Genomic DNA, 21,400 nt, shown 5'->3' with positions numbered 1-21,400 from the left:
CGGGACCGACCGGCCCATGCGCCGCCGGGGACGACGGCCGAACCTGGAAGAGGGGACAACCCGTACGCCATGCAGGAGGAAGGTGGACAGCATGAGAGCCGCTGTCTTTCAGGGACCGGCCGGCATCGCCTGGCAGGACGTCCCCGACCCGGACATCGTGGACCAGAGCGACGTCGTGGTGCGGGTCGACCTCGTCACCATCTGCGGAACGGACCTGCACATACTCAAGGGCGACGTGCCCGAGGTGACACCGGGCCGGGTCCTGGGCCATGAAGCGGTCGGCACCGTGGTCGAGGCTGGCCGGGACGTGCGTACGGTACGGCCCGGCGACCGGGTCCTCATCTCGTGCATCACCGCCTGCGGGCGCTGCCGGTACTGCCGGGAAGGCCGCTACGGGCAGTGCCGCGGCGGAGGCGGCTGGATCCTCGGGCACACCGTCGACGGGACACAGGCCGAGTACGTCCGGGTCCCCTTCGCCGACCTGTCAGTCCACCCGCTCCCGACCGCCGTGGACAGCGCGGACGCCGTCCTGCTCGCCGACATCTTCCCCACGTCCTACGAGGTGGGCGTCCTCAACGGCCGCGTGCGACCCGCCGACACCGTCGTCGTGGTGGGGGCCGGACCGATCGGCCTCGCCGCGATCACCACAGCACGCCTGTACAGCCCGGGCAGGATCGTCGCCGTCGACTTCGCCGCCTCGCGGCTGGAAGCGGCGCGGGCGCTCGGTGCCGACGCCACCGTGGGCGCCGACGAAGACCCGGAACAACTCGTCGCCGACCTGACGGACGGGCAGGGCGCGGATGTCGTCATGGAGGCGGTGGGCGTGCCCGAGGCGTTCGAGAGCTGCACCCGCATGGTCCGGCCGGGCGGCCACGTCGCCAACATCGGGGTGCACGGCAAGCCCGCGACACTCCACCTCGAAGACCTGTGGATCAAGGACGTCACCCTCACCACGGGCCTCGTGGACACCGCGTCCACCCCCATGCTGCTGCGCATGCTGGCGGCCGGGCGGCTGCCGACGTCGCAGCTGGTCACCCACCGCTTCGAACTCGGGCAGATGGAGGAGGCATACGACGTGTTCGGCCGGGCGGCCGACACCGGAGCGATCAAGGTCGCGCTCGGCGCCCCGCAGCACACCGCCATGCAGGTCCCCGCCCCTCCGGCCGTCCCATGAACGACGTCCGTACACCGCGCTCTTCCCGGACCCCCTGCGCGGGGAGGGCGCCGGCCCGGTCGTCCCCGGCCTTCCGGCCATGATGCGGAACGTCTGGAGCGAGCAACGGTGAGCACCGGGTGGACATGGGGCTACGACCGCTACGACCCCGAACGCGAGCGGCTGGTCGAGTCGTTGTGCGCACTCGGCAACGGGCGGTTCGCCACCCGGGGCTCCGCACCCGAATGCCCCGCCGGACGCGTCCACTACCCGGGCACCTACCTCGCCGGCTGCTACGACCGGCGCGGCTCGGCCGTCGCGGGCCGCACGGTAACGAACGAGGACATGGTCAACCTTCCCAACTGGACGGTGGTGCGCTACCGCTGCCTCCCGGACGACGGGCCGCCCGGCAACTGGCTGACCCCCGACTCCACGGACCTGCGCCACCACCACGTGCGGCTGGATCTGCGCACCGGCACACTCACCCGGCAGCTGTTCTTCCGGGACGCCGAGGGACGCTCGCTGCGCGTCGTCCATACCCGGATCGTGCACATGGGAGACCCCTACCTGGCCGCCCAGCGCAGCACCTTCCGGGCCTACGGATGGCGCGGCAGCATCGAGGTGGAGTCCGTCCTCGACGGGGCGGTCACCAACGCCGGAGTGGACCGGTACCGGAATCTGGAGGGCCGCCATCTCACCGGCCACCGCAGCGGCTTCGAACTCGGCGGCACCGCCTGGCTGACCTGCCGCACCCACGACCCCGGCACCCGCCTCGCCCTGGCGGTCCGCACGGTCACCACACCCCCTGTGCCCGCCGCGCGGACGGCCACACCGACCGCCCCCGTGCAGACCTACCGCCTGCCCGTCGCCCCGCGTCACGCGGTGAGCCTCGTGAAGACCCTGGTGCTGCGCACCTCGGCCGACCGCCCGGCCGGCGACCCGCGCGCGGAGGCATGCGCAGCGGCCGCCCGCGCCGCCGCCTTCCCCCGCCTCTTGGCCACGCACAAGGCGGCCTGGCGGCGTCGCTGGGAACAGGGTGAGCTCCACGTACCGGGCGAGGCCGGCCGCATCCTGCGCCTGCACGTCTTCCACGTACTCCAGACTCTGTCCCCGCACACCGCCGACCTCGACGCCGGCGTCCCCGCCAGGGGGCTGCACGGCGAGGCGTACCGGGGCCACGTCTTCTGGGACGAGCTGTTCGTCCTGCCCTACCTGAACCTGCACTTCCCCGAGGTGGCGAAGGCGCTGCTGATGTACCGCCACCGCCGGCTCCCCGCCGCGCGCGCGACGGCCCGCGACATCGGGGCCCGCGGCGCCGTCTACCCGTGGCAGAGCGCCGGTTCCGGGCGGGAGGAGACCCAGGAGCTACACCTCAATCCGCGCTCCGGGCGATGGCTGCCCGACCACTCACGGCTCCAGCGGCACGTCGGCTCTGCCGTCGCCCACGACGTGTGGCGGTACGCGCAGACCACCGGCGACCGCGCCTTCCTCCACTCGGCGGGGGCCGAGATCCTCCTGGAGGTGGCCCGCTACTGGGCGGGCGCCGCCCGGTACGACCCGGAGCTGCGCGGATACCGCATCCGGGGCGTGGTCGGCCCCGACGAATACCACGACGCCTACCCCGGAGCGGCCGTGCCGGGCATTGACGACAACGCGTACACGAACGCCACCGCGGCCTGGGTCCTCGCCCGCGGTCTCGATCTCCTGGCCGAACTGTCATCCGCGCGGCGCGCCGAACTGGCGGGTCAACTGTCCCTGGACGGCGCGGAACTGACGCGGTGGGAGGACGTCTCGCGTCATCTGTACATTCCGTTCCACCACGGGGTGATCAGCCAGTTCGAGGGCTACGGGGACCTGGAGGAACTGGACTGGGACGGCTACCGGGCCCGCTACGGGGACATCCGCCGGCTCGACCGCATCCTGGAGGCCGAGGGCGACACCGTCAATCGCTACCAGGCCACCAAACAGGCCGACACCCTCATGCTCGGCTACCTCTTCCGGCCCCGGGAACTGCACGAGCTGTTTGCCCGGCTCGGCTACCGGCTGGATGACGACTCCTGGCGTGCGACCGAGGCGTACCACCTGCGCCGCACCAGCCACGGTTCGACGCTCAGCAGTCTCGTCCACGGCTGGCTGAGCACGCGGAACAAGGGGGCGGACGCCTGGCGCTACTGCGAGGAGGCCCTGCTCGGGGACGTGGCCGACCTCCAGGGCGGCACCACCGGCGAGGGCATCCACCTCGGGGCCATGGCGGGGACGGTCGACCTGGTCGAGCGCGGCATCACCGGCCTGGAGGCCGGACCCCAAGGGCTGCGGGTCATGCCCGTGCCCCTGGCGCAGATCCCCCGGTTCTCCTTCACGATCTGCTTCCAGGGCCACCGGGGGGTCCGGGTCCGCGTCCTGCCCGGACGGCTCGCCGTCCGCGTACCCGAGTCGCCCCGGGGCCCCGTCCCCGTCCTGCTCCCCGACGGGCGGAAGGTCTGCGTCGCACCGGGGGAGGAGCGCTGGTTCCTGCTGTGAACGTCTCAGACGAAGGACAGGACGTCGGAGACCGGCCGCCGCGGGGTCGCCCGCCCGCGCGGACCGTACCCCAGCCGCAGCAGCATCTGGACGAAGCCCGACGCCGAACGCGGGTCCCGCGACAGCGCACGCAGCTCGGGCCACTCCAGCGGCTGGGACATGAGCGACGTGGACAGGCCGTCCGACGTGGCCTGCAACAACACCCGGTGCAGGGCCTGCCCCGCGTCCAGCCAGTCACGGGGCGCATCCTCCCGCGTACCGAGCAGGGCGAACCCGGGACGCCTCTCGAAGCGGGCGGAGGCACGCGAAGGACCCCGGCGCGGAGGCTCGAAATCCCGCACCGGCGAGGTCACGTCGAGCTGCCGGGGGCCGAAAGCGTACGCGGGTATCCCCTGCACCCCCGCGTCCTCGCCCTCCGTATGCGTCCACGCGGCGACCTCCGCGCGCACCAGCGGGTCGGCGGCCTCCAGCCGCTCAGCGTCGCGTACGAGCTCCATGAGGGCGTCGGTGAACCAGTCACCGGGGACGTCCAGGCGGCAGCCCTCACGGGCCGCGGCGGCCCTCAGCCCCGCCATGATCTCGGCTGGCACGGGCTCCTCCGTGAACGGGAAGCGGCTGGTGTGCCGCTTCCGGAGCGCCGGATGGAGCGCGGCGAGCTCCGTCCAACCGGCGGGGGCGGACAGGTGTACGTCAGCGAGGTGCCAGGGGTCGTCCGGCGCGGGCAGCAGTTCCGCCTCCGCATCCAGATCCCGGTGTGCGGCAGCCACCCGCAGACCGAACAGGGCCGCGCCGCAGCCCAGGTGGAGGGCCCGGCGGTCCGGATCGGCGCGCGGCATCTCCCGTGCCCGGTCACCGTGGAGCTCGACGGTGTCCGTGGCCGTCCGGTGGACGAACCGCCACGGTTGTGCGTTGTGCATGGACGGAGCGAGGGTCGCGTCCTCGACCAGCGACGCCACGAGGGTCCGGTTGAGAGCGTTGGCGGTCACGGCTTGTCCTGTCCGCCGACCACGGTGCCGGGGCCGGCCTGTGCGAGGAGGTAGGCACGTGTGCCCGTATCACCACGGTCCCCGAACCCGCGAGCGGGCGGCGAGGGCCGTACGGGCCACGCCGCGGGCCGGTCGGGCTCGTCTGCCGGGGGGCGTTGGGACGTTTGGCCCCGGTCCCGCCCCTGGGCGGCCCTTCGGGCGCCGCGTCCCGGGTGCCACGGTGGAGGGAGACCGAAGCAAGGCGGCCGTGACGGGCCTCGTCCCCGGGACAGGAGCGGATCATGAGCAGCACGACGGAACACCGTGAGATCGTCGTCGGCATCGATCCGTCGAGGGACTGGCGCCTCACCGTGGCCTGGGCGGCCGACGAGGCCCACCGGCGCCACCGGGCCCTTCGGCTGGTCGTGGCCGTGCCCCCGCAGCACGACACCCACCACGTGGACGACACCCCCCGGCACATGGCCCGGGCCCTGGAGGGCAAGGACGCCGTGAGCGCCGCGGCGGACTGGGCCCGGGAGCGGCGGCCGGGCACCGGGATCGCCACGTCGGTGGTCGATGGCTTCCCGGCGCAGGTCATGGCGCGCCTCGCGCAGGACGCGGCCATGGTCGTACTCGGCTCCCGGCATCTCAGCCGGACCGAGGAATACCTCAGCGCGGGCACGCTGGTCGTCCCCGTCACCGCACAGGCCCGCTGCCCGGTCGTGGTGGTGGGCGAGGCCGAGCACAGCACCCAGGAGCCGCCGTATCTCGTCGTCGGTGTCGACGGCAGCGAGTCCTCCCTCGCGGCCCTCGCGTTCGCCGCCCAGGAGGCGGACCTCCGCCGGGCGGAGCTGCACGCCGTCGCGGTCTGGCAGCCCCCCGTCTTCTCCCTCCGCTCCAGCGACACCATGTTCGAGGCCGAGCGCAGACAGCTCTCGGAGATCACCGCGGGCTGGGCCGAGAAGTACCCCGGTCTCCGGCTGACGCACGAGGTCCGCGTCGGCTCGCCCGTCGAGATCCTGGCGGAGGCGGGCGAGCACGCCCTCGCCCTGGTCGTCGGCCGCCGGGGCCGGGGCGGCTATACCGGCATGCGAGTCGGCTCCGTCGTCCACGGCCTCCTGCACCGCGCCCGCTGCCCGGTCGTCACCGTCCCGGCCCGGTGACCCCCGCCCTGGTCCGACAGGAAGGCGCGAGGCATCGGGGCTACGGTGAAACGGGACGGACGGGACCGGCGCTCGCCAGGTCTGACGCAGCCGGAGGTGCCGATGGGTCCGGAGGAGACCCGAAGCGGCGGAGCACGGTCTCCGCGCCTGGGACTCGATGAACTCCTGGGTGAACTCCAGGAACGGCTGGACGAGGTCCGCAGCACCCGGGAAAAGCTTGGCGAACTGCTGAAAGCCGTCATGTCGGTCGGCCAGGATCTCGACCTCTCCCAGGTCCTGCGCACCATCGTGGAATCCGCCGTGACGCTCGTCGACGCGGAATACGGCGCCCTCGGCGTCATCGGCGACGACCAGCGGCTCTCCCAGTTCCTCACCACCGGCATCGATGACGAACTCCACGAGCGGATCGGCGCGCTGCCCTCCGGCCACGGCATCCTCGGAGAGCTCATCCGGCACCCCGAACCACTGAGCCTGGACGAGCTGGCCGACCACCCCGCCTCGTACGGCTTTCCGCCCCACCACCCGCCGATGCACTCGTTCCTCGGCGTACCGATCCGGGTCAGGGACGAGGTGTTCGGCAACCTCTACCTTACGGAGAAGCGCCGGGGCAGCTTCGACGACGAGGACGAGGCCGTGGTGACGACGCTGGCCGTCGCCGCCGGAATCGCGATCGAGAACGCCCGGCTGTACGAGCAGGGGCGCCTACGCCAGCTCTGGCTCGCCGCCGGTGCCGACTTCACCAGCGCGCTGCTCTCCGGCTCACGGGAGCGGGAAGTCCTCGATGGCATGCTCGACCGGGCCGTGGACATCGCCGAGGCCGACCTGGGCGTGTACTACCTGGTCGGCACCGACGGTTCGCTGCGCGGGTCGATGGCGAGCGGCGAGGGCGCCGGCCGGCACCGGGAGGTCGTGCTGCCCAGCATCGAGGGCACCCTGGCAGCCGCAGCACTCGCCGCGGGCGGGCTCGTCCTCCTCGCGGACATCGAACGGGACGAACGGATCACGGTCCAGCCCGAGCGCTGGACGGGCTTCGGCCCGGCGATCGCCGCGACTGTGGGTACGAAGGACCGGCTGAGCGGTGTGCTCATCCTGCTGCGGCGCAGGGGGCGGCCCGCCTTCACCAGCACCGAGATCGCCGCGCTGCCCGCCTTCACCGGATCGGCGGCCCTGGCCCTGGAACTGGCCGAACGGCGTCGTGACGCCGAGCAGGTGAGCCTGCTGGAGGACCGCGACCGTATCGCCCGGGACCTGCACGACCTCGCGATCCAGCGCCTCTTCGCCACCGGCATGACGCTGCAGAGCGCCCGGCGTTTCGTGGAGCATCCGGTGGCCAGGGACCGCGTGACCCGCGCCATCGATGACCTCGACACCACCATCAAGATCATCCGCTCGACCATCTTCGGCCTCCGCGAGCACTCCGAGCCCGGAACCGATCCCAAGCTCAGAAGCCGCGTCGTCGGTGCGGTCGACGCCGCCGCTCCGACGCTCGGCTTCGCACCCGCGCTGCGCATGGAGGGACTGCTGGACACCGAAGTACCGGCCGGTGTGGGCGACGAGGCGATCGCGGTGGTGACCGAAGCGCTGACCAACGTGGCCCGTCACGCGAAGGCCCGGGCCGCGGAGGTGGCGGTCGTCGCGCACGGCGGCGCCTTGACCGTCACGGTGGGTGACGACGGGGTGGGCATGCGCAACGGCGGCAGACGAAGCGGCCTGCGCAACCTGAGCGAGCGCGCGGAGCGGCTGGGCGGCGGCCTCGACGCGCACACCCGGCAGCCACCCGGGCACGGGACGACACTCACGTGGTGGGTCCCCCTGGAAGAGACGGCGAACTGACGGCTATCCGGACTCGGCATCGTTCTCGTGCACATGCGCGGCGATGACCGCGGCCTGGACACGCCGCTCCACGCCCAGCTTCCCCAGAAGCCGGGAGATGTGGTTCTTGACCGTCTTCTCCGAGAGGTACAGCCGCTGTGCGATCTGCCGGTTGGTGAGCCCCTCGCCGATCAGCTCCAGAACGGAGTGCTCCCGCTCCGAGAGCCCCGCGAGCCGCTCGTCCTCCGGGGACTTCCGCTCCTCGGGCTCCCGCAGCGAACGCATCAGCCGGGCCGTGGTCGCCGGATCGAGCATCGACTGTCCCGTCGCCACCGTGCGGATCGCCGACACCAGATCGGACCCGTTGATCTGCTTCAGCACGTATCCCGCCGCCCCCGCCATGATGGCGTCGAGCAGCGCGTCCTCGTCGTCGAAAGAGGTGAGCATCAGACAGGCCAGCCCCGGCAGCCCGGAGCGCAGTTCCCGGCACACCCCGATCCCGTCACCGTCGGGCAGGCGCACATCGAGGACCGCCACATCGGGCCGCAGGGCCAGCCCTCTGGTGAGACCCTGCTCCGCCGTCGCGGCCTCTCCCGCCACTTCCATGTCGGGCTCGTCATCGATCAGGTCGCGCAGCCCCCGGCGTACGACTTCGTGGTCGTCCACCAGGAAGACCCGCGTCGGCGCTCCGGATGCCGGCGGACCGGACATGATGGCCTCTCTGCTCGACGGATGCACCCACCCTTCACCAGAATTGTCCGCCATCGCGCGCCTTCTGCACACCGGTGGGGCCTCGACCGGATCTGATCTGTACAGGCGATGGGGCACGGTTGCGGACCATGTCGTCGAAGGGCTGCAGGTCCTGCGTTCCCTGAGACAGACGGATCCCGGCCCGTGCGTGCTGTTTCTGACCGCTCGCGACGAGGTGGACGATCGGATCGCCGGGATCGCCGCCGGGGGTGACGACTACGTCACCAAGCCGTACAGCCTGGAGGAGGGGGGAGTGCTGCACGGATAGGTGACATCTGACCTGGCTTGCTGAGAGGCGGCCTGGAATGGCTTTATCGAGCAGTAGTGGTTCCGGTCCAACTTCTGTGGTGCGCCTACTCCCTGTAACGGTTGATCTTTCCAGTGCGTTTTCCGAGATCGTCCGGAAATGGCTGGCGACGGTGATGGTTCTGGGCTGTGCGCGAGGTACTGCTCCAGTTGGAAGAGTTGCTCTCCCTGTCGACTTCGGAGATCGGGGTGGTGTCGGTGCAGGATGACGTGATCCGGGTCGGTGTCAGACCCCTGACGGCCGAGGCTCGCTGCCCGGGGTGCGGGAGCTTGTCGGGGCGGGTGCACGGTTCCTACCTGCGGTTTCCCGCCGATCTTCCCGTGGCAGGGCGGCGGGTGGTGCTGCGGCTGCGGGTCCGGCGGTTCACGTGCGAGGACGCCTCGTGCGAGCGGCGGACGTTCGTCGAGCAGGTCACGGGCCTGACCCGCCGACACAGCCAGCGAACCGAACGAATGCGGTCGGCGCTGGCCGAGGCCGGCCTCGCCCTGGCCGGTCGCGCCGGTGCCCGGCTGGCCGACGTCTTCGGAGCGAGGGTTAGCCGGAACACGCTCCTGCGGTTGGTCAACGCTCTCCCGGAACCCCAGCCACAGGTCCCGCGTGTGGTCGGCCTCGACGAATACGCGATGCGCAAGGGCCGTATCTACGGGACCGTGCTGGTCGACGTCGAGACCCGCAGACCGGTAGACCTCCTGCCGGATCGCGAGGCAGGCACTGTCGCGGCCTGGCTGGCCGAGCACCCGAGCATCGAGGTCGTCTGCCGCGACCGCGCCCCGTTCTTCGCCGAGGGCGCCAGCATGGGCGCGCCTACCGCGGTACAGGTCGCCGACCGATTCCACCTCTGGCGCAACCTCGGCGAAGCGGCCGAGCGGTGCGTCTCCGGCCATCGCGCATGCCTGCGTGCGACCTTCGCCGAGTCGGCGCCGGAGAAGACTCCGGCTCCGGAACAGGCCGAGAGCGGGTCGCCATGGCCCACCGGGCACCGATTCGCCGACCGCACCCGCGCCAAGCACGCCACCGTCCACGCGCTACTGGCCGGCGGCCACAGCAGACGCTCGATCCAGCGACAGTTCGGCACGACCTACCGCACCGTCCAACGGCTGTCCGACGCCACGAGGCCGGAAGAGCTGTCCAGGGGCAGGGGCAGTGGCAGAACCGCAGGACCAAGCTCGACGACTTCAAGCCGTACCTGAACGAGCGGTGGGCCGAGGGTTGCACGAATGCCTGGACCCTCTGGGAAGAGATCAAGACGCACGGCTACCGCGGCGGCTACGGAGCCGGCCGCGCCCACCTCCGCCCGCTCCGCACTACCCCGACCGCTCCGGCAGCCCGACCGCCGTCACCGCGGACCGTGGCCGGGTGGATCCTGACTCGCCCTGACACCCAGCCAGAGAACAACCGGCTCAAGCTGAAGTCAGTGCTCGCACGCTGCCCTGAATTGGACGCGCTCACCGGTCACGTCCGCGCGTTCGGAAAGATGATCACCCAGCTCCAAGGGGACCAGCTCCCGCAATGGATCCAAGCGGTCCGCGCCCTACCGAGCCTCCACAGCTTCGCCAACGGCCTGGAACGAGACCTTGCCGCCGTCACCGCAGGCATGACCCTGCCCTGGAGCTCGGGCGTCGTCGAGGGCCACGTCAACCGGATCATTTTGTGGAATCAGCGATGTCAAGCCGTGTGCATGTGCATCACGTCGAGGTAGTGCGGAACGCGGTGGTCCCGGCCAGGCAGGCTGAAGACAGCGCAGACCTCGGCGGGCTGGGTGAGGATGCTCGACTGCTCGTCGAAGGTCAGGACAGGGTTGACCTCGTGGTGGCAGCCGGCGGTGTCGAGGGCAGTGACTAGTTCCTCGCGGAGCACGGTGGCCTGGGATGACTCGGAATCGGGCAGGACGAGCGGCGGGAGTTTGGCGGTCGAACCAGGCCAGAGGTTGATCCAGATTCCGCTCACGGCGCGCTGCGTGACCACGAGCTGCAGCCCGTTCCAGGAGTAGGGGTAGCCGTCGATATCGGGCCCCTTCATGATGTGGGCGGGGTGCGGGCGCCCTGGGCCGAGGAGGTCTTCAGCCTCGGTCAGGAGCATCCCGCAGTGAAGAGGGCCGATCCGGCCGGTTCGGGCGAAGTCGACGAGCACGTTCATCAAGGCCACGGCAGTGACTGTGACACTCTCTTGGGCCTGTGCGCCTCCGATATCAGCGCGGTGCGGTGCCTGCCCCGCCCTGTCGGACGTCTACGAGCGGCAGACAGCCGCTCCGCCCACAGCGCATGGAACAGCGCAGGAAGGACCACCATCGGATCCCCGGCGGTCCTGCGCACTCCCTCCCACAGCGGCGTACGCCCGGCGAACGACTCCCCCAACGCCGCCGCCAGCTGCTGTCCCCCGTAGTACCGCGGATGCCGGTACCCGGCCAGCAGGCCACGTTGCGCCGGTACACCGGATCGACCGGCCCCAGCACCCAGTACCGCCAGCCCACTGCAGCACACACTTCGCCGAGCACCGCTGCCAGGGACCGCTGCCGTGGCGAAAGCTCCTCGCCGGCGAGGCAGTCCGCCAACACCCCCTGGCCGTCAGCGAGCCGAAGCATCATCTGCGGGACATGCGTACGCACCTCGTCCCGCTCCCGCCATCGCAGTTCCAGTGGCTGGCTGGCCAGATACGTCACGCGTGGGTCGCGGTCGAGCAGCATCACATGCAGCCGCATCGGCCCGGAGCCGTAGTGCACCAGCCGTCCGGTGGTCGCCGCCCACCACCATCCCGGCGCCGTGCGCTTGCCCTTGCGGACAGGAAAGGGCTTCAGGGGCGGACACTGCTCGAAGGGCACTTCGGCGGCCGCCGCGGACCACGGCGAACACTCCGTCGTGCCGCCCGCAGCCATGAACCGCACGTCCACGGCCCCGATATCGCCCGGCCCCGCTCCTGTCGCATCCCACTCCACGTTTCGCACACAGGGCCAAACGCTTATCGGCTCATCCGGTAATGGGCATAACAAGCCAACCGGGCGCGCCAGCCGCAGGCCCGTCCGCCGGTTTGCCCGGGCGTCCGTGACCACGGGGGCGCGCGACCGCCATCAGCCGTGTTCGGGATCTGCTGCCCAGGCGTAGCCGAGCTCGGCGAAGGCTGCTCGCTGCTGAGCATCCAGGCGGTCACGTCTGGCCTTGTGGTTGCTCAGAAACACACCCAGCCTGATCAGCGAACCGTCCGGCAGCTTTTCAACGTGCGCACTTCCGACAACAGTTCTTCCTTCCCGCGCAGAGTACTGAGCCAGGGCTGCCAGACCGCGCTGGAAGGATGACGCCGTCCCAGCGCCCTCGGCTGCTGGGACGGGGGCGGGTCGTTCGGCGGGCTCCACGCCCAGCTTGGTCAGTCGTTCCTTCTGCTCGGTCGACAGGTGTGCCCAGGCGCCCGGGTTCTTCTGCCGCTGTAGCCACCGTCCGATGTCGTCGCCCTCGAAGACGACGCCTGGTTCGATGGTCACCGGGTGGCCGTCGGCGTCGACGAGGTCGGCGAGTACGCGGTAGTGCCGCTGCCAGTCCAGCGGCCACGCGCAATCCCAGTCCTCATCGAACGCCGCCAGCTGCTGCGCGCGCTCCTCAGCCCGGTCCGGGTCCTTGCCGAGGCCGCCCTTCCGTCGGAGGTTGGCGAGGTGCTGGCCGATGGGCACCATTGGCTTCGCCCTCGCCCCACACCGCACGGGGCGCGAGGTGTCCCATGGTCCGCCGGTAGGAGCGGAGCATGGCGAGTTTGTTCTCCCAGGCTTTTTCGCCGGGCTCCCAGACCATCCCGGCTTCCGGCGCGTCCAGGAGGGTTTTGCGCCGTTCCTCCAGCTCCCCGGCCCGCAGTGCCTTTCTCTGCTGGTGCACCCACCGCCCAAGCGGGAAGTCCTTCGTGACTCCCACCTCGACCTCGACGTCGTACGGGACGGCGTAGACGCCGGTGATCTCGTTCTCCGCTCGCCAGCGGATCAGGGCTTGGTAGCCCTGCAGCCACACCAGGGACTCGGGGCGGTAGACGCGGTTGCGCAGGAACGCGGAGATGGCGGCCGCGTCGCGGGGGCTGGAGAAGTGCAGCAGCGCGGACTCGGCTGCCGCGTCGGCGCCGTCGTGCTCCTGGCCCTCACCGTCGACGTCGCTTGCGCCGCCCCCGACGATCTGCCCGTCCTCGTCGCGCTGGACGTGGATGGTGCGCTGGCCACTCGTGAGTGCGCGGGAGGCCAGCTGCTCGACGAGGCGATCATCGTGCGAGCGCAGGCCCTGGAGTACAGCGACCAGTCCGGCATATGAAGAAGAGGGGACCATGTCGGTCGGATCCTTCAACTACGGCCATTACTGGTGCTGCCCGCACCCGGCGGAGTGACGGAAGCGGCCAGTCTCCGTCAGGCGGAACAACCTCGATCGCGCTGGCGGGCGGCTGGGGGACAACGGTGGCCTGCCACCTGCCGTTCCGCGGCCCGGTTGGTACGGCCGCACCCTCGCCCCCGGGGATCGGATCCCCCTCTCCGAGGACGCGGCAGCTGGCGAGGAAGGCGCGGTGGACCCGGTGGCCGGTGGCGTTGATGCCGTTGGCGAACTGCCGACCACACCCTGTGGCGCGTAACCGACGGCACAGCCACAGAAACAGCACGTCTGTTCTACGACAACCTGCCCCCCAACCTGGACGCGGAGCAGGCGGCCGCCGGCTCGACGGAGCCGTGTTCACCACGCTGCCCGGCCTCGGCAGTGCGGGAGCGGCGCCGCCCGCAGCAGCTCCACCCTGGACAGTGACGTCGACCCTCATGACTGGCTGGAGCCCACTGTCCAACGGACGGACGACATCGACAACGCGATCGAGTCCTGCACTCTCGAGGAGGAGAAGGTGTACTGTCCTCGCGGTGTCCGTGGGCCACCCGATCAGCGGTCACACAGCTCAAGCCGGGGCGAACTCAGCTGTCAGGCAGGCCAGCAGCCGCGCGGGGGCATCCTCCTGCAGGAGATGGCCGGCGCTCTGGATCCAGTGCAGCTCCGCCTGTGGAACCCGTTCGTGCAGCCACGCGGCGTACTGCGGGGGGAGGATGCGGTCCTCGCGGCCCCAGACGATCCGCACCGGAATCGAGATGCTGTTCAGCAACTGCTCGTACACGGCCGTGTCCGCCTGCCTGATCTGGCTGTACTGACGGTAGAACGCCGCCTGCCCCTCCTCCCCCCGCCACGGTGCGAGAAAGGCGTCGAGAATCCCCGGCCGGAACCCGATGTGCGTGGCGTGACGCAGGTGGGCGGCGACCAACGCTTCGTGCGCGTAGCCCGGAAGCTGCTTGAAGACCTCCTTGTGCTCCAGGAAGAGCCGGAAGAGCCCTCGCTCCCAGGGGCCTCCGCTCACCGCGTCGAAGAGGGTCAGGTCCCGGTAGCTCCTCCTCTCCAGCAGCAGGGTCCGTAGCGCCACCGCCCCGCCGATGTCATGAGCCACCACGCTGGGGCGCGACAGCCCCCAGTGGTCGAGGAGCCGGGCGAAGTTCTCCGAATGGGCCGCCAGGCTCAGGTCCTGGCCCTCGCGCTGCTCGGACTGGCCGAAGCCGAGATGGTCGAAGAAGAAGACCTTGCGGGTACGGGCGAGCGCGGGAGCGATGTCTCGCCACAGAAGGGAGGAGTACGGCGTACCGTGCACCAGTACGAGTGGCTCGCCGCTGCCCAAGGCCCCCCACCGGACCACTCCTCCGGGTGTCTCGAATCCCTCGTCCAGTGACCAGTCCATCGCTGCTCTCCTCTCCTGCCTCATGAGCACCACCTTCCACGCGGAGCATGCCTCGATGCCTCAGTAGCGGCAATGAGTGAGGAGGCCGTCGATCGGGAGGGGAGGGGTGTCAGCCTTGGCGGCTTGGGAGCATGGCCAGAGCTCGGGATCGCTGTGCGACGAGCTCGTCGTAGGTGCCGTCGCGCTCGGCCCAGCGGTGCACGAGGACGCCCTTCACGAGGATTTCGTGGGGGGTGGGGTCCTGCGAGAGCAGGTGCATGACCTCGGTGGCGAAGTCGTTGAGCGGCAGCGCGTGCGGGTTCACCTTTTCCTGTCCTGCCGTGGCGACGGCCGGGGGGACGAGCTCGACGACGCCAACACCGGTGCCGTCGAGTTGCGCGCGCAGTGCCTCGGAGTAGGCGTGCACCGCGGCCTTCGAGGCGGCGTAGCTGGGCATGGGCGGGAACGGCAGGAAAGCGATGCCGGAGGTGACGGTCATGAAGGTGCCGGTACCCCGCCGGACCAGGTGGGGGGTGAAGGCGTCGACGACTCGGATCGTGCCGAGCAGGTTGGTGTCGATCGTCGTCGCTGCCGCCTCGAAGTGCGCGGGGTCGCGCAGGTCCTCCAGCAGCATGACTCCCGACATGGTCACCACGGTGTCCAGCTCGGGGTACCGGGCGAGCGCGGCGTCACGGGCAGCTGTGACGGAAGCACTGTCGGTGACGTCGATGCTGATCGTGCCGAAGTCTTCTCCGGCAAGTTCCGAGAGTGCCTTAGGGCTGCGACCGCCAACGGCCACGGTGCTGCCTGCCGCAGCGAACCGCCGGGCCAGCTCTCGCCCGATACCCGAGGTTCCGCCGACGATGAGAACGGTGCGGTTGGAGAGATCCACGAGGTCTTCCCTTCAGTCCAGAGCGCCGCCGGCGTTCAGGCCCGCGGCGCAGGCTGTGCGGCTCTCTGTCTCGTTCAGAACGGTGCTATCGCAGTCTTGACGGCATTCGCCGGGTGTGGCAGGGCCCCCGTCTTCCCTGGTCCTGCCAGGGCCCCCTCTGGGACACGCGCACCGCGTTACGGTGTCGGTATGAAGGAAGAGGAACCCGGCAACCGGCTCGGCAGCTACCTTCGTGCCAGGCGTGAGCTGGTCTCCCCGGCGCAGGCAGGACTCCCGCCCGGGGGCAACCGCCGCGTGCCCGGCCTGCGCCGTGAGGAAGTCGCCCTGCTCGCCGGAATCAGTCCCGACTACTACCTTCGCCTGGAACGGGGCCGTGACAAGAACCCCTCACCACAGGTCCTTGAATCGCTTGCGCGGGTCCTGCAGCTCGACGGCATCGAGCGGACGTATCTGCTCGGCCTCGCGGCGGCACGCCCCAGGGCGCCGCGGCGCAAGCGGCCCGAGCACGTACCGGCGCGCGTACGCGAACTGCTCGCCCACCTTCATATCCCCGCGTTCGTCGAAGGGCGCGCGTTCGATGTCCTGGCCTCCAACCCCATGGCGGTCGCGCTCTCCCCCCGCCTGCAGCCCGGCCAGAATCGGCTTCGTTCTCTTCTCCTTGATCCTGAGGAACGAGCCTTCCACCAGGACTGGACGAAAGCCACCGCCGATTTCATCGCCGCCCTTCGCACCACCATCGGGGACGACACCGACAACCCCCGGTTCACCGAACTCGTCGGAGAACTCGCACTGTCCAGTCAGCGGTTCCGTACCCTGTGGGCCCGCCATGACGTCCGCAGTCTCGAGGGAGGCACGACCACCGTCCACCACCCCGTTGTCGGTGAACTACGGCTCCACCGCGACAAACTCGCCATCGGCGACGTCATCCTCGTCGTCTACTACCCCGACAAGGACAGCGACAGCGACGAGAAACTGCAGCTCCTTGCCGTACTCTCACACACCGAGTCCGTCGGTACTGCACACGACAGACCGGCGGACGCCCCGCGCCCGAAGACACGCTGACGACTACCTTGTCTGCGGGGCCAGGAAGGTCTGGCGTGAGCTGCACCGCCAAGGCCACATCGTGGCCCGGTGCACGGTCGAACGCCCCATGCGCGAGCTCGGCGTCACCGGTGCCCGTCCGCGGAAAGAAGATCATCACCACGATCCCGGACAGTTCAGCCTGGTCGGCGTCCGCGTCCAGGAGCCACCTGCCGTGCCGGATGCACACCCGGGATCAGAGCGGCATGTACCGCACTACCGGTAGGTCTGCCCCCCCGTGCGCCGCGCCGTGCACAGACGGCAGCCGTACGCCACCGGTCCGGCGGCCGCACCTCCGATCCGCCACACCGCCGCCGGAGCCCCGTCCTGTTCGGCGGGCAGCCTGGCATCCTCCAGATTCCAGGACGGCAATCCCCGTGCCAGCACGTGTTCGTCGACGCCGCACAGCTGGGCCAGCAGCCGCCTGCCCCCGGCGTTCAGCAGCACTTCGGCATCGGCCCGAGGAGCCCCGCCCTCATGTCTGGGCTGCTGGCTGCGCCACTTCCAGCCGGGCCGCAGCGACGCTGTCTCCAGCCCGTAGGAGGCGGCGACACGGCCGATCAATGAGGCCGTGGTCTCCTGCGCCAGGGGAGCAGTACGAAGAATTCCAGCAGGGGGGGGACGACCTTCTGGGATGCCAGGAACACGGATCATGTCGGGCCTCGGGCTTTCCTGTTGGCATATGCGTTGCGTGCGGACTGCAGCAGCGGGCAACGCCCGCCCTCCCTGCGGCCGGTCGAGGACGCAGGATCGGCTGGTGAGCACCCGCAACCACCAAGATCGTTTTTACACAATTGTGCAAGTGGGCTGGGCCCCGGGTTTTGGCGCTGGACGACTGTTCCGCGTGGAGGTACATACGGCATGCCGGTCTTCTACCGTGCCCAGGCCATGCCGAGGTCGGAGAGTGCGGCGAGCTGTCCGGCATCCAGCCGGTCGCGTCGGGCGCGGGTGTTGGAGAGCCATACGCCGAGCCGGATGGGTACCGGCTCCTTCTGTCCGTCGACGGTGATCTCGACGACGGCTCCGCGGGGGACGGGCCGCTGTCCTTCCTGCTCCCTCCACTGGGCCAGGGCGGTGAGGCCGCGCTGGAACGCCTGCTGCGCTTTGCTTCCCGCCTTCCTTGGCCCTGGCCCCTTTGTTGTGCGGGGTGCCGTCGGGTCGGGAGACGGGGCCTCGGGGCCCTTAATGCCGAGCTTGGTGAGCCGGTCGCGTTGTTCGGGCGTCAGCTGCGCCCAGGTGGCTGGCTGCTTCTGCTGCTGGAGCCACCGCCCGATGTCGTCACCCTCGAAGATGACGCCCGGGGCGACGTGGGGCAGGTGCCCGTCGGCGTCGACGAGGTCGGCGAGGACCCGGTAGTGCCGCTGCCAGTCCAGCGGCCAAGGGCAGTTCCAGTCCTTGTCGATCGCGGCGAGCTGCGCCGCCCGCTTCGCGGCCCGGTCGGGGTCCTTGCCGAGCCCGTTTTTCGTGCCCTTGCGGCGGAGGTTGGCCATGATCTGGCCGATGGCCACGGTCCCGGAGCCGGCCGGGTCGTCCCAGACCGCGTCCTGCCGGGGCGCGAGATGCCCCACGGCCTGCCGGTAGGAGCGGAGCGCGGCGAGTTTGGCCTCCCAGGCTTCCTCGCCGGGCTCCCAGACCATCCCGGCCTCCGGTGCGTCGAGGAGCTCCTCGCGGTGAGGGTCGAGCTCCCCGGCCCTTCGGGATTTTCGCTGTTGATGCACCCAGCGGCCGAGCGGGAAGTCCTTCGTGACCCCCACCTCGACCTCGACGTCGTAGGGAACGGCGTGCAGGCCGGTGATCTCGTTGTCCGCTCGCCAGCGGATCAGGGCTTGGTAGCCCTGCAGCCACACCAGGGATTCGGGGCGGTAGACGCGGTTGCGCAGGAACGCGGAGATGGTGGCCGCGTCGCGGGGGCTGGAGAAGTGCAGCAGCGCTGACTCGGCTGCCGCGTCAGTGCTGCCGCCGTCGTGCTCCTGGTCCTCGCCGTCGCTTTCTTCGCCGGCCCCGACGATCCGTCCGTTCTTGTCGCGTTGGACGTGGATCTGCCGCTTGCCGCTGGTGAGGGCGCGGGAGGCGAGCTGCTCGACGAGGTGGGCGTCGTGCGAGCGTAGGCCCTGGAGCACGGCAACCAAGGGGCGGAAGCTGGCAGAGGCGACCATGTCGGTGGGGTCCTCGCCGGGTTCCAGGAAGATCGGGACGATGATTCTGGCGACCTTGGTGGAGCCGTCGCGGTTGAGGCGGAGCGCCCGGCCGATGTTCTGGACGATCTCGACTTGGGAGCCGCGGGTGTCGGCGAAGCAGATCGAGTCGACGCCGCGCTCGCCGGTGATGTCGACGCCTTCGCCGAGGACGCGGCAGCTGGCGAGGAAGGCGCGGTGGACGCGGTGTCCGATGGCGTCGATGCCGTTGGCGAACTGCCGCAGGACCTCGCGCCGCTCGGTGACGAGGTGGTCGCCGCACAGCCATGCCGACCAGACCCGGTCCGGCGGTACGTGGCGGCCCGCTTCCAACTCGTAGAACTCCGCGTCGATCGAGGACGCGGGGAGCTTGTCAGCAGCGGCTAGGTCGTCGTCGGTGGCGTCGTTGGCGTACAGCTCGGCCGCGGTCTGCGGGAGCTTGTCCGCGAACGCGCGGGCTTCTTCAACCTTCTGGTGGAAGGTCATGACGGTGCGCAGGTTGTGCGCGGCGGCGTGCTCCAGGAGCGCGGCCTGCAACAAGGCGAGGCGCCGGCCGCGCCGGGCCTTTTCCGTCTCGCCGTGGACGGGGGAGGGGTCGCGGATTTCCAGGACGTCGATCTCGAATCCGGCAAGGATTTCGCGCTCGATGGCCTCCGACAGTCCGAGCTCTGCGAGCCAGGCGCCGTAGGTGCCGTCCGGGGCGTCCGACATCGTCGCGATCTCCACCTCCCGACCGTCCGCGCCCTTCTGCGGCCGGGGTGCGGCGAGGATGCGCGGGGTCGCGGTGAGGTAGAGCCGGAAGTCCGCCGGGATCCGCTGGTTGTCGTGGATCGCCGCCCACGGACGGCCAAGATCACCAGCGGTTCCGTGGGCCTCATCGACGATCGCGAGGTCGAAGCCCGCCATGCGCTGCCCGTACAGGCGCTCCCCGCCTGCCAGGGCAGCCTCCAGCGGTCCGCGGACCTTGCGCTGGGCCTTCTCGGGTGCATCGATGTCCTCGCGGTCCACGAGAGAGGCGTACGTGGCGAACACGACCACGGGTCCGTGCCCGGCCCACAGGGCGAGCTGGACCGGGTTCGTGGTCGTCCGCACCCCGAGCGCGCCCAGGACCGGGTCGTTCTCCAGCGAGCACACCGCGACCATCGGCGCCCGGTGGCCCACCGCCCGCCACGCCTGGGCGGTCTGGGCGAGTAGGTCCAGGGTCGGCACGGTCACGAGAATCCGTCCGCCCGCGAACGACTCCAGCGCGCACGCGGCGGCCGTGATCGTCTTGCCCGACCCGGTCGCGGACACCAGTGTGCCCCGCGCCCCCTCGGCGGGAACTGGCGATCTTGCAAAGAATTGGACCCATTCTCGAATAGCTGTTTTCTGGGTCACCTGATGTTCCCGGAGACTGATCACAGCATCCGATCCTTTCCTTTTCCGAGAGAAATCAGGTTTTTCCACCATGAGCTCACGGATGCACCGGCCCCGCCCGAGCCAGAGGCGGCTGTGGGGATGGGGTACCTGTCGAGGCCGCCGCGTGCGGGCAGTGCCTCTTCGAAGTCGCAGGCGGCCACGGCTTTGAAGCCACCGTGCCACAGTGCTTCGAGTACGGCAGTGATGGCCTGCACCACTTCCTCGGCCGGCGCTCCCTCGGGGGCCTGGCATTCCAGCACGGTCGGCCACTCAAGGAAGTCGAAAGGATGGGCACGCCGGCCTGTGACGTAGTCGTTGGGTTCCCCTGTCACGCATACCGGGCCGACGGTCATTGCAGCACCGGCGCCCTCCAGCGCAAGGGCGTCCCGGAGCCGGCTCACCACCCGCGTGGCGGCCACGGCGTTCACGTAGATCGAGGCGTCATTGCAGGGGGAGTCCAGGGCGGCGGGTGAAGGTCCGTGATCACCTGGCATGTGTACTTCCCGGGGTGGGAGCGAGGAAGCGTTGGAGGAGCCGCGTGGCCGGCTTGTGCCCGTAGTGCTCGGGCCATCTGTAGCGGAGTCTGCCCCCTGGCCGACGGCGGACGCGGGTCGGTCGGTTCCACCTCAAGAAAGGGGTTCGCCCTCGACACATCGGAACCCATCGCGCCCTTTTCTCTCCATCGGTCTTACCGGTGAGGGCAGCCGTTCCCCGCTACCGGATATCCCTGCTTTACACCAATGCTACATGCTGCATCATTTACGATGCAGACGCGTGCACCCACTCGACAGGACCTCGCCCAAGCCCCCGCCCAGCCCTGATCGGCATCACGCATCGGGGGTACACGGTGCCGCATGGCACCGAAGACTGAACGTATCCAGTTCCTGCGGAACGCACGGCAACTGCGCCGCGTCCGCTCCTTCTACGCTGCAGCCGTCCCGCTCTGGACGGTATCCGCCCTCTGGACCGGCTGGCAGGCCCCGGGAAGCCGTCAGATGTGGGTGTCCGTCCTTCTCCTGGCCGTCTTCACCGCACTGCTCGCCACAGCGACCCTCGCCCAACGGCGCCTGCCCATTCCCGCCACTGGCCGCCCCGCACACCACGCGGCCCCGCACAAGCTGCCAGGCACCAGCCGTCACGCCCACGCCTGAAAACCCATCACAGGAGTCCCCACAGCACCCTTCCCCGTAGCCAGCCGCCCGCGAAGCGGGCTTCAGGCCCGGGAGCGAAGCGGACGGGCCAGGGGTGGAGCGAAGCGGAACCCCTGACAGGCCGCCACGAAGTGGCGGCCTGTCAGGGCATCGCGAAGCGAGGCCCGTTCACTGCGTTCACGCAGCGAAGCGGAGAGAACGCCCCACGCGAAGCGTGGGCGGGGAGCAAAGCGAGCCGGCACCACAGCCCTTGGAGCGAAGCGGAAAGGGCGCGCCAAGCGAAGCGCGGCGCTTCGCTTGCTCATCGCGCAGCGATGAGGTACCCGCTCCGCGGG

The 21,400-nt window shown here is 70.2% G+C and carries 14 protein-coding genes and 4 pseudogenes; 9 read left to right on the top strand and 9 right to left on the bottom strand.

Going from position 1 to position 21,400, the window contains the following annotated elements; genetic code table 11:
• Window positions 1–91 precede the first annotated feature (91 nt).
• Both G3I41_RS24175 and G3I41_RS24170 read left to right on the top strand, forming a co-directional pair.
• A complete protein-coding gene (locus tag G3I41_RS24175) occupies window positions 92–1,174 on the top strand; it encodes a zinc-dependent alcohol dehydrogenase family protein (RefSeq protein ID WP_164402498.1) in 1,083 nt (360 codons plus the stop codon).
• Between the two features lie 108 nt (window positions 1,175–1,282).
• Window positions 1,283–3,673 (top strand): glycosyl hydrolase family 65 protein, encoded by a 2,391-nt coding sequence (locus G3I41_RS24170; RefSeq protein ID WP_164402497.1) that lies wholly within the window; start codon window positions 1,283–1,285, stop codon window positions 3,671–3,673.
• 5 nt (window positions 3,674–3,678) lie between these two features.
• Here the strand turns inward: G3I41_RS24170 and G3I41_RS24165 are convergent.
• A pseudogene (locus tag G3I41_RS24165) lies at window positions 3,679–4,671 on the bottom strand (nitroreductase); the annotation flags it as partial.
• A 269-nt stretch (window positions 4,672–4,940) separates the two neighbouring features.
• Between G3I41_RS24165 and G3I41_RS24160 the strand changes: the two are divergent.
• Both G3I41_RS24160 and G3I41_RS24155 read left to right on the top strand, forming a co-directional pair.
• A complete protein-coding gene (locus G3I41_RS24160; protein WP_164402495.1) occupies window positions 4,941–5,801 on the top strand; it encodes a universal stress protein in 861 nt (286 codons plus the stop codon).
• 102 nt (window positions 5,802–5,903) lie between these two features.
• The gene (locus G3I41_RS24155; RefSeq protein WP_164402494.1) at window positions 5,904–7,634 is read left to right on the top strand and encodes a GAF domain-containing protein; all 1,731 of its coding nucleotides are present in this window, start codon (window positions 5,904–5,906) and stop codon (window positions 7,632–7,634) included.
• 3 nt (window positions 7,635–7,637) lie between these two features.
• Here G3I41_RS24155 and G3I41_RS24150 read toward each other — a convergent pair whose 3' ends face one another.
• Window positions 7,638–8,324 carry a response regulator transcription factor gene (locus G3I41_RS24150; protein WP_164402493.1) on the bottom strand — a complete coding sequence of 229 codons (687 nt, stop codon included), beginning with the start codon at window positions 8,322–8,324 and terminating at the stop codon, window positions 7,638–7,640.
• 133 nt (window positions 8,325–8,457) lie between these two features.
• On the opposite strand from G3I41_RS24150, the pseudogene G3I41_RS37520 reads away from it, so the two are divergent.
• A pseudogene (locus G3I41_RS37520) lies at window positions 8,458–8,610 on the top strand (response regulator); the annotation flags it as partial.
• Window positions 8,611–8,798: 188 nt separating this feature from the next.
• Entirely contained in the window at window positions 8,799–9,860 is a 1,062-nt protein-coding gene (locus G3I41_RS24140; protein WP_164402492.1) for an ISL3 family transposase, read from the top strand.
• A 475-nt stretch (window positions 9,861–10,335) separates the two neighbouring features.
• On the opposite strand, the gene G3I41_RS24135 is transcribed toward G3I41_RS24140, so the two are convergent.
• From G3I41_RS24135 to G3I41_RS24115, 4 genes and pseudogenes are all read right to left on the bottom strand, one after another.
• Window positions 10,336–10,806, bottom strand: coding sequence for a hypothetical protein (locus tag G3I41_RS24135; RefSeq protein ID WP_203601589.1), 471 nt, complete (start codon window positions 10,804–10,806; stop codon window positions 10,336–10,338).
• Window positions 10,807–11,734: 928 nt separating this feature from the next.
• A pseudogene (locus G3I41_RS24125) lies at window positions 11,735–12,977 on the bottom strand (helicase associated domain-containing protein); the annotation flags it as partial.
• Window positions 12,978–13,569: 592 nt separating this feature from the next.
• Window positions 13,570–14,391, bottom strand: coding sequence for an alpha/beta fold hydrolase (locus tag G3I41_RS24120; RefSeq protein ID WP_164402489.1), 822 nt, complete (start codon window positions 14,389–14,391; stop codon window positions 13,570–13,572).
• 109 nt (window positions 14,392–14,500) lie between these two features.
• Window positions 14,501–15,262 carry an SDR family NAD(P)-dependent oxidoreductase gene (locus G3I41_RS24115; protein WP_164402488.1) on the bottom strand — a complete coding sequence of 254 codons (762 nt, stop codon included), beginning with the start codon at window positions 15,260–15,262 and terminating at the stop codon, window positions 14,501–14,503.
• Between the two features lie 189 nt (window positions 15,263–15,451).
• Between G3I41_RS24115 and G3I41_RS24110 the strand changes: the two genes are divergently transcribed.
• Entirely contained in the window at window positions 15,452–16,324 is an 873-nt protein-coding gene (locus G3I41_RS24110; protein WP_164402487.1) for a helix-turn-helix transcriptional regulator, read from the top strand.
• Between the two features lie 10 nt (window positions 16,325–16,334).
• Window positions 16,335–16,482: pseudogene (locus tag G3I41_RS37000) on the top strand (IS3 family transposase); the annotation flags it as partial.
• A 76-nt stretch (window positions 16,483–16,558) separates the two neighbouring features.
• Here the strand turns inward: G3I41_RS37000 and G3I41_RS24100 are convergent.
• From G3I41_RS24100 to G3I41_RS24090, 3 genes are all read right to left on the bottom strand, one after another.
• Window positions 16,559–16,906 carry a hypothetical protein gene (locus G3I41_RS24100; protein ID WP_164402485.1) on the bottom strand — a complete coding sequence of 116 codons (348 nt, stop codon included), beginning with the start codon at window positions 16,904–16,906 and terminating at the stop codon, window positions 16,559–16,561.
• Window positions 16,907–17,214: 308 nt separating this feature from the next.
• Window positions 17,215–19,965, bottom strand: a complete 2,751-nt coding sequence (locus G3I41_RS24095; RefSeq protein ID WP_164402484.1) for a DEAD/DEAH box helicase — start codon at window positions 19,963–19,965, stop codon at window positions 17,215–17,217.
• Entirely contained in the window at window positions 19,914–20,408 is a 495-nt protein-coding gene (locus tag G3I41_RS24090) for a hypothetical protein (protein ID WP_164402483.1), read from the bottom strand. The genes G3I41_RS24095 and G3I41_RS24090 overlap by 52 nt, the downstream gene beginning before the upstream one ends.
• Window positions 20,409–20,768: 360 nt before the next feature.
• Between G3I41_RS24090 and G3I41_RS24085 the strand changes: the two genes are divergently transcribed.
• Window positions 20,769–21,065 (top strand): hypothetical protein, encoded by a 297-nt coding sequence (locus G3I41_RS24085; RefSeq protein WP_164398569.1) that lies wholly within the window; start codon window positions 20,769–20,771, stop codon window positions 21,063–21,065.
• Window positions 21,066–21,400 lie beyond the last annotated feature (335 nt).

Origin of the sequence: Streptomyces sp. SID9727, assembly GCF_010550605.1 — a bacterium.
Taxonomy (GTDB): domain Bacteria; phylum Actinomycetota; class Actinomycetes; order Streptomycetales; family Streptomycetaceae; genus Streptomyces.
The sequence above is the reverse complement of the archived record's forward strand: the minus strand, read 5'-3'. Positions and strand labels throughout refer to the sequence as shown.